Source organism: Mobiluncus mulieris ATCC 35243 (assembly GCF_000160615.1).
Classification (GTDB): Bacteria; Actinomycetota; Actinomycetes; order Actinomycetales; family Actinomycetaceae; genus Mobiluncus; species Mobiluncus mulieris.
The window spans coordinates 204,420-212,648 of the sequence record NZ_GG668518.1 but is presented as its reverse complement, the minus strand read 5'-3'; the positions used below and the strand labels follow the sequence as shown (position 1 = coordinate 212,648).

General features: G+C 58.1%; 9 protein-coding genes and 1 tRNA gene. 5 read left to right on the top strand and 5 right to left on the bottom strand.

All coding sequences use genetic code 11. The features are described 5' to 3' along the window. Window positions 1–634 precede the first annotated feature (634 nt). From nusG to HMPREF0577_RS00790, 3 genes are all read right to left on the bottom strand, one after another. A complete protein-coding gene (nusG, locus tag HMPREF0577_RS00800; RefSeq protein WP_004011738.1) occupies window positions 635–1,477 on the bottom strand; it encodes a transcription termination/antitermination protein NusG in 843 nt (280 codons plus the stop codon). 26 nt (window positions 1,478–1,503) lie between these two features. Then, entirely contained in the window at window positions 1,504–1,758 is a 255-nt protein-coding gene (gene secE / locus HMPREF0577_RS00795) for a preprotein translocase subunit SecE (RefSeq protein ID WP_004011737.1), read from the bottom strand. A gap of 381 nt (window positions 1,759–2,139) precedes the next feature. Beyond that, window positions 2,140–2,215 (bottom strand) — tRNA-Trp (locus tag HMPREF0577_RS00790). 229 nt (window positions 2,216–2,444) lie between these two features. On the opposite strand from HMPREF0577_RS00790, the gene HMPREF0577_RS00785 reads away from it, so the two are divergent. After that, window positions 2,445–3,662 (top strand): pyridoxal phosphate-dependent aminotransferase, encoded by a 1,218-nt coding sequence (locus tag HMPREF0577_RS00785; protein WP_004011735.1) that lies wholly within the window; start codon window positions 2,445–2,447, stop codon window positions 3,660–3,662. Window positions 3,663–3,764: 102 nt separating this feature from the next. Here HMPREF0577_RS00785 and HMPREF0577_RS11620 read toward each other — a convergent pair whose 3' ends face one another. Both HMPREF0577_RS11620 and HMPREF0577_RS00775 read right to left on the bottom strand, forming a co-directional pair. Beyond that, window positions 3,765–4,148 (bottom strand): hypothetical protein, encoded by a 384-nt coding sequence (locus HMPREF0577_RS11620; RefSeq protein ID WP_004011734.1) that lies wholly within the window; start codon window positions 4,146–4,148, stop codon window positions 3,765–3,767. Window positions 4,149–4,291: 143 nt separating this feature from the next. Continuing rightward, complete coding sequence (locus HMPREF0577_RS00775; protein WP_004011733.1) at window positions 4,292–5,161, bottom strand: hypothetical protein; 870 nt, start codon at window positions 5,159–5,161, stop codon at window positions 4,292–4,294. 245 nt (window positions 5,162–5,406) lie between these two features. Between HMPREF0577_RS00775 and HMPREF0577_RS00770 the strand changes: the two genes are divergently transcribed. From HMPREF0577_RS00770 to HMPREF0577_RS00760, 4 genes are all read left to right on the top strand, one after another. Beyond that, window positions 5,407–5,742: a P-loop NTPase family protein gene (locus tag HMPREF0577_RS00770; RefSeq protein ID WP_004011731.1), complete on the top strand. Its 336-nt coding sequence runs from the start codon at window positions 5,407–5,409 to the stop codon at window positions 5,740–5,742. 247 nt (window positions 5,743–5,989) lie between these two features. Then, window positions 5,990–6,175 carry a hypothetical protein gene (locus HMPREF0577_RS11720; RefSeq protein WP_004015199.1) on the top strand — a complete coding sequence of 62 codons (186 nt, stop codon included), beginning with the start codon at window positions 5,990–5,992 and terminating at the stop codon, window positions 6,173–6,175. Then, window positions 6,159–6,596 (top strand): hypothetical protein, encoded by a 438-nt coding sequence (locus HMPREF0577_RS10650; RefSeq protein ID WP_218563549.1) that lies wholly within the window; start codon window positions 6,159–6,161, stop codon window positions 6,594–6,596. The genes HMPREF0577_RS11720 and HMPREF0577_RS10650 overlap by 17 nt, the downstream gene beginning before the upstream one ends. Before the next feature lie 4 nt (window positions 6,597–6,600). After that, complete coding sequence (locus HMPREF0577_RS00760; protein WP_004011728.1) at window positions 6,601–8,148, top strand: site-specific integrase; 1,548 nt, start codon at window positions 6,601–6,603, stop codon at window positions 8,146–8,148. The last annotated feature ends 81 nt before the right edge of the window (window positions 8,149–8,229 follow it).

Genomic DNA, 8,229 nt, shown 5'->3' with positions numbered 1-8,229 from the left:
AAATATTACTTAACCCAAATCCTGCCGGTTACCCAAATATTACTTAACCCAAATCCTGCCGGTTACCCAAATATTACTTAACCCAAATCCTGCCGGTTACCCGCTTTAACCCCAACACCCCAACACACCCCACCACCAGCACCCCCAAAGCCACCCAGCACCCCCAAAGCCACCCAGCACCCCCAACACGCCCGGATTCTCCCCGGGGGATTCAACCCCAAAACCCGAATTAAAAACACAATTTTGCCGGTTACCCTACCCCGCCGTGACAAATTCAGGAAAAACCAGCACCACCATGAACTAAATCGGCCACCCCACCTCGAATTCTCCTGAATTTGCCACAAACCCCCTCACACACCCCCAAAATTTCCCGATTTTGCCACGAACCGGACGCGCTAAGGCTTGTGGAACTCGAATCCGCACCCCATCTCACCCCCGACTTTCCCAATACCAGGCCCCAAACTAGCCCTATATCAACCCCAGCCCCCCCCAGAGCGGTTGTCCTCACGATTGAGCCTTCTCAGAGCAACCAGAGCAACCAGAGCAACCAGAGCAACCAGAGCAACCAGGGCAACCAGGCAAAAATACGCGTCGACCCGGGTTCCCCCGGGTCGACGCCGCAAAATCCCAAAACCTACAGAATCTTCTCTACCTGATCGAAGTTCAGCTCCACCGGGGTTTCGCGTTCGAAAATCGTCACCAACACCTTTAACTTCGAGGTATCGGGGTAAATCTCGGCGATAGTCGCGGTCATGGTTTCGAACGGGCCAGAAGTAATCGTAACCCCCTGTCCGACCTCGAAATCGGTAACAATCTGGGTCGAAACTGCCTGGGATACCGCTATCTGGCCATCTTCAGTCACGGTAGCCTTAGCGGCCTGGGCGGCAGTGGGTGCCAGCATATCGATGACTTCTTGCAGTGTCAGCGGCACGGGGTCTTGCTGGTTACCCACGAAACCGGTTACGGCCGGGGTATCTTTCACCAAACGCCACGAGTTTTCTTCCATATCCATGCGTACCAAAACATATCCGGGGATACGCGGACGCAGCACCTTTCGCCGGCTCTTAGCCTTGACTTCAATGTGTTCTTCCATGGGGATTTCGACTTGGTAAATCCACTCTTCCATCCCCGGGTTGTTCGCCACGCGCTGTTCGATGTTCTGTTTCACGCGCTTTTCGTACGACGAATAGGTGTGAACGACGTACCACCGCCCGGGCAGGCTGCGCAGTCGCGCGGCGAGTTCCTCGCGCGGGTCGGCTTCGTCGCCCTCGCTCGCACTGTCGGCGCTGGTCGCCTCGGTTTCACGAGTCGCCTCGGCGGTATGAGTCGCTTCCTCGCTTGCAGACGTTTCGGTTTCACGAGTCGCCAGCTCCGGCGCGTCCGCATCCTCGAGAATCTCGCCGGTCTCGGGGTCAATTCCGGCCGGTACAACCTCTTCCAGCTTTGATTCTTCGCTGCTTTGATCTAAATTTTCCATTGCCTCAGTGTTTCTCTCTTATTGCCTTACATCGCGGAAAAAATCAAGTCGGTCAATGCCCCGAATCCCAGGTCAACTAATCCAACCAGAGCCATAATGATACCCACGAATACGATTACCACAATGAAATACCGCTTCAGTTCTTCGCCGGTGGGGTAAACGACTTTTTTCATCTCGTCGATAACCTGACGAATAAACCGCCAAATCTTACCGAAAAACCCCAGTTCTTTATCGGGGGTCGGCTCGCTCTTCGGCGCGACGCTGGCTTCTAGTTCAGCCATGATGTCCTCTCTCTATAATTCATGCGCATAGACACACTTCCACCCTGACATAAATTTCGGGGGGAACATGTCAAATTATAGTTTATATAAACCGACATCGGCAACTCCATGGGTATCGGACAGTGACAAGCCTAAACACAGATCAGCGCGGTAAAGCCTTTACCACAGCAGATTCCCCGGGCTGCGCCACCCCCGCTAATTCTTCTATCTGCGCAGCACCCCCCGGGACAGGATTATGGACGGCAAGATGTTTCCCAACCCGTAATGCATTCACATGCCCTGGCCGCCCCGTCCCCCGGGCAAGTTTCTCGGTGGGGCGCAACGGGGGCGTATTTTGGGCGTGTTCATTGAGGGGTGTTTTTGGAGGGGAGCCACCCCCGGTGGCAGGGCAGACAGGACTCGAACCTGCAACCTACGGTTTTGGAGACCGTTGCGCTACCAATTGCGCCACTGCCCTTCGGTTAATCCGGAGCCTTAAACCCCAGACAGGGTTTAAGTCTAAAGGATAGAGAGGCTGGTTTTCAAACCGTAGTGTTTTTTCGGCTGGCACCTCATGAATCCGCGCCCACCGCCGCCACCACCGCCATCAACACCCTAAAACAGCTGCCCCGAAGCAACCACCGCATGTTACCACCACCTTAGCCACCACTATCCCCCGATTTCCTCGACACCAGTAAGGATTTATAATGTCTACCATGACTAAAACACGAGTTTCTGCGCGTCTTGGCGCGATTGCCCCATCTGCGACCCTAGTGGTCTCTAACAAGGCGAGGGAGTTAAAAGCTGCCGGCCACCCGGTTATCGGTTTCGGTGCTGGTGAACCCGATTTTGCTACCCCGGATTATATTGTCGCGGCGGCGGTGGAAGCCTGCCAAAATCCGGTGAACTACAAGTATTCCGCCACCAGGGGGCTGCCGGAACTGCGCCAGGCCATTGCCGCGAAAACTCAACGCGATTCGGGGTATGCGGTCGACCCAAACACCCAGATTCTGGTGACAAACGGCGGGAAACAAGCCGTATTCCAGGCCTTCGCCGCGATTGTGGGCGAAGGCGACGAGGTACTGTTACCCGCGCCCTATTGGACGACCTATCCCGAGGTTGTCGCCCTGGCCGGCGGCAAGACCGTCGAAGTTTTCGCCGGTGCCGACCAGGATTACAAGGTCACCGTGGAACAACTCGAAGCCGCGCGTACCGAGCGTACCAAGGCGCTGCTGGTGTGTTCGCCGTCGAACCCGACCGGCGCGGTTTACACCCCGGCGGAACTGACCGCGATTGGTCAGTGGGCGGTGGAACACGACGTGTGGGTGATTACTGACGAGATTTACGAACACCTGCTCTATGACGGAGCCGAGGCAGCGCATATCGTGAAATTGGTGCCGGAATTGGCCGACACCTGCCTGGTTTTAAATGGGGTCGCGAAGTCCTATGCGATGACCGGGTGGCGCGTGGGCTGGATGATGGGTCCGGCCGATGTGATTCAGACCGCCACGAATTTCCAGTCACATTTGACCTCTAATGTGTGCAATATCGCCCAGCGGGCGGCCGTGGCGGCGGTAGGCGGGTCGCTGGATGTGGTCAAGCAAATGCGCCAGGCTTTCGATCGGCGCCGCCAAACCATCGTGTCTATGTTGCGCGAGATTGACGGCCTGTCGGTGCCGACCCCACGCGGAGCGTTCTATGTGTACCCGGATGTGACCGGGTTGTTTGGCCGGTCGCTGGACGGGGTCAAGATTGAGAGTTCCAGCCAGTTGGCGTCCCTGATTCTGGAAAAGGCCGAGGTCGCGGCCGTGCCGGGCGAGGCCTTTGGTCCCAGCGGGTTCCTGCGGTTTAGCTATGCCCTGGCGGACGAAGACCTCAAGACCGGGATTACCCGCGTCCAAGAACTGTTGGCTCGAGTCAAATAGCCTGGTTTCAAGGTTTCCATGGTGGTTCACGAGTGGCCAAGGACTGCTCGTGAACCACCCGTTTTGTATCCGAACCAAAAGTTGGTGGCACTGGTAGCGGGGTCATGAGTCGCCGCCAGAATTCCGACTCATATCGCGTTTCACGGCGCGCCGAACCCAAAAGTAATGCGCCAGCGCCCCGATTAGCATCATCAGGCCAATTGGAATCGACTCATATCTGCGGCCGGTATAAATTGCAATACCACCCAGAGTGAAAGCCGCCAGGCCAGAGAACCCCAAAACCAGGCGCGCCAGAAACATGACCCGATGGTATTCCTGCAGCGTGCTTTGCGGGCGCGGCACCGGTACAGCGGCTTGGCCAGGGGGAAAGTCGCGGCCGCTTCCCAACATGTCCTCTCGCCTTGCCCCGGGATTACCAGCAGCCCCGCTAGCGCCGCCAACCTCGGGGAGGCGATTCGAGCTTGGTTTTGCTTCATCTTCCGTCATGGTTCTAGCCTAGCAATCCGGGCGGGTCGCGGGGCGGCAGTGACGTAACTGGTGCGATTTCGTCAACCTCGTCGGATATAGGAAGATATGACCAAAATCGTAGCGGTTACGACCGGTTCCCCAGGTATTAACTTCCCCAGGTATCAACGATACGCGGCGGCGTATCGCACCGTGAAAGTGCGGGATTTAGCGTCGGTATAGATGCTGCCATTGACCGTTCCGGAAGCCGACTTCTTGTCCTCGGATAGTGTCGGCGTGGCACTCGGCACCGGGCTAGCATTTTTCCCCGGCGCGGCGCTCTTTTCCGGCAGAGGTTGCGAAATGCGCAATCCCGACAGACCCTCCACCACCCAGGCGCCTTTCCAGTAAACCCGGCATTGAATCTGGTAGTTACCCGGTCTGTGGTAAGTGTGTCTGACCGAGCCTTGTGGCCACTTTGCTCCGGAACTGCGGGTGGTGCTGACCTGGCCGTCCCCCCAGTTCCACTCGAAGCGCTGGGGTTTGACGTCAATAACAATTCGGATTGGTCCAACTGGAAACACCTTGGTCTGTGGTTTCACGTCAACATAGGCGTTGACGGCTTTGTCCACCAGCACCCGACCCGATACCGGGTTCATCTGCACCTTTTTTGGTCCTTTTACTTGGGTGGTTATGTCTATTTTGATGGGCTGATTGGCTTGGCTCGCACCGGAACCACCCCCATCCTTGCCTTTACCGGATTTCGAGCCTTTCTTGCCGCCTTTACTTTTACCCTTGGTGACTTTCACGCCCTTGGTGCCGCCAGACGACCCGAAAGCGGCGGCATCTAAACCCGACCCCGAGATGGTAAATGTGCCTGCGAGGTTCCCCCCAGAAGCATTCATGAATCCGGAAAAGTTCATGGAGGCAGCGGCAACTACACTGGTTCCGACGACTACCAGCACGACGGCTATCACGCTAGCCGCTTGGTGCCACCGTCCCCGCCAGGTGTTTCCCTCACGCTGGTTTCTTTGGGACTTTTCACGAGGTGCCATTTCTATTATCCCAACTCTCCTAAGTCTTATCCCTGCGGTGGTATCTGGTTTCCTATCACTCTAGCATGACGCTGTCGTCATAAGTCTCGGCACCAGGATTTGGCAATTCTTTGACAATTATTATCCATGGATACCGCCAAATAACAGCTGCTCTCCCCAAGCATAATCCCAGTTCACAGGGGATCTTGTTCGCGATGGCGGCCGCCACCTATCCAAGTCGTGTCCCTGACATGTAAAATAGGCGCGTGGAGACAACTTCCGGCATTAACACGGATACCCCACAGCCAGAACCCGCCGTCCCCGCAGGGGTTCAAGCCGCCTGGGCAGTGGCAGGGTTCCCTGGCGAGCTTCGCGCGGCTTCTTACCTGGTGGGCGAACTGGCCGCCGTGGAGGCGGCGCTGTACCACGAGATTCCATTGGCGCCGCATCCACTGTGGCTCGACGAGGTTTGCGATGGACTCGATGCCGTGAACCGGTCGATGGTGATGAGCATGTTGCGCAGTTTCGATCTAGATGTGCTGGTGGTGGAATCGGGACACTTGGTGAATGTCGCGGCGGTGCCGCTGGCCGCGATTTACTAGGTAATCCGGACACCCGAACCGCTGCCGGGGGCGAGTTTGACCCTGGCTTTATGGTCGAGGAATTCCTTGGAGCACTTGACGTATTCCTTTACCCATGGGGGGCACTGTTGGTTCTGTTGATTGCGGGGCCAATGAGGCGCCAGCCCTGGCAGAAATTCAGGAAAAAATGGGGTGGAGGCTCTATATATTTTAGCCTCGGGGTCATTTTTTCCTAGATTTCTGCCACCAACCGGGGAGCAAGGGCGCGATGGCTAGCGAAATTCGGGATTATTTACTGGCTTGGGCGCGGACGCGGGTTTCGGTGTGTACCAATCATGAGGCGGGTGTCGAAATTCTGGGCTCAGTTCTGGGGGTTCTCGCTGGCCAGAGTGCGAAAATCACCGCCGATGTCAGTCGGGCGATCCCTGATTTTGGAAATGGAGAACACGGATGAAAGTGGCGCGGCCGGGGCGAGCCGGGGTGCGGCCTGCGACGAGGTATCCGCACAGGTCTTGGTCTTGAATCTGCCCTTGGAGGGGACGGCTCCGGCGGTGGCTTTGGCGGGGGCGACCCCGAACCAACGTGGCTGGACACCGGCAGACGGTCAAGGAACACAGTCCCAGGCGGCCCCCGAACCGACGTGGCTGACTTTGCGGTCACTGCGTGGCGGCGGATGCCCGACGAACAGCATGACTGCGAGAAAGAATTCATCGTGCTGTTGTTGTCTGACCTGGAAAAGCCGTTGGATTTTTAGGGTGCTTCACCGGGAACTCCCCCAAGCAAATCCCCTGGTCACAGCCTTACAAACCAGTGCGACACTAAAAATACTCCCCACAGATTTCCCCGGGCATCTAGCCACGCCTGTCTATAACTGAATCCATGGATAATATAAACTTGACACAATTCGCCACGTTCGGCGACTTCGCCCAGTTTTGGCTGGCGACCAAGGTGGATACCAAACCCACCACCCAGGCCTGTTACCGTTCGCTGCTGCAATGTGCGGCCGCGCGTTTCGCCGACATGCCCATCACCCAGATTGAACGCGCGGATATTATGCGGTGGATCGTCGACCTGATTGAGCAGCGCGAATACGATGCCGGCCAGGTTCGCGCGGCGCATCGGGTGGTGCATTCCACCCTCGCTCTGGCGCGGTGTCTGGGTGCCATCGAGTCGAACCCGGCCACCGAGATCACTTTGCCGCGGATTCGCAACCATTCCCCGCGTCTCGACCGACGCTTGGCCGTGCCGGAGCTGGAGTCCTTGGCGCAGCAAATCGGCTGGTGGAAGTTGGTTCCCGTTCACGAGGTGTCTCTCGGGCTCTCCGGCGCTTTCTCCCGCAGCGGGTCGACGCGGGACAGGTTGGGTGGGGGCGGCGGGACGCCGTTTCACGAGGCGCCATCCGGGGCCGGCGGCGCTGCCCCCGATGGTGAATCGAGCCGGGATATGGGGGTGGCACCTCATGAACCCCGCCCCACCCCGAAGATAATCCAACGTAACCCACAGTTCCTGCAGGTCAAGGGGAAGAGCGGCTACCTGATGCGGCGCGAGGAGCGTTACGGGAATCGACAGCTGCCGGCCTCGAAACGGCGGCATCGCGGGGGAAATTGTCGCTGTCTCAAGGGTGTTTCCCCGGAAAATCCGAGCGCCACCCGGATTGCCACGCCGCCCGGCACTCTGCCCGGCACCCTGCCCGGCACCCTGCCCGGCGCAGTGCCAGCCACACCACCCGAGGTAAACCAGCTAGAGGTACTAATACTAATGCTAGGGTATTGCGGTTTGCGTATCGGCGAGGCGCTGGCGCTAACCTGGAGCGATATCGAATGGAGTCGCCGTATCATCCAGGTGCGACACGCCTTTACCGAGGTCTCGGGTCGCCTGGTGCTGGGCACACCGAAGAACGGCAAAACCCGCACCGTGCCTATCCCCCAGTTCTTGGTCGAGGGTGGGTTACGGCGCCTGTTTGACTTTGACCGCGCGGTTTTCGCGCCGTTTCACGAGGCGCCATCCGGGATTGGCGGCTGTGCCCACGATGGTGAATCGAGCCGGGATATGGGGGTGGCACCTCGTGAACCCCGCGTCGTAGAGACGTTTTGCGGCAGCGAAACCCCCCGGTACACCCCGGGCGAACTGCGCCAGGTGCACGTTTTCCGCACCCGCCAGAACAAACCGTTGCGGGCTTCCAACCTGCGGTTTCACTTTGCGCTGGCGGCGGCGGCCATCGGGGAAACTGGGCTGCATATTCACGATTTGCGCCACACGGCGGCGTCGCTGGCGGTGAGCGCGGGGGCGAATGTCAAGGCTCTGGCCCAGATGCTGGGGCATTCCAGCGCCGCGATGACCCTGGATGTGTATGCGGACTTGTTTGCCGAGGACTTGAGCGACGTGGCCGACGCGCTGGACGGATTGCGGCGCCGCCAGCTCAGATAGAGCCTTGTGATGTTTAATATGATGCCTGTCATTTTCAAAATGATGGGCATCATATTAAACATAAGGGCGATGACGCGTTTC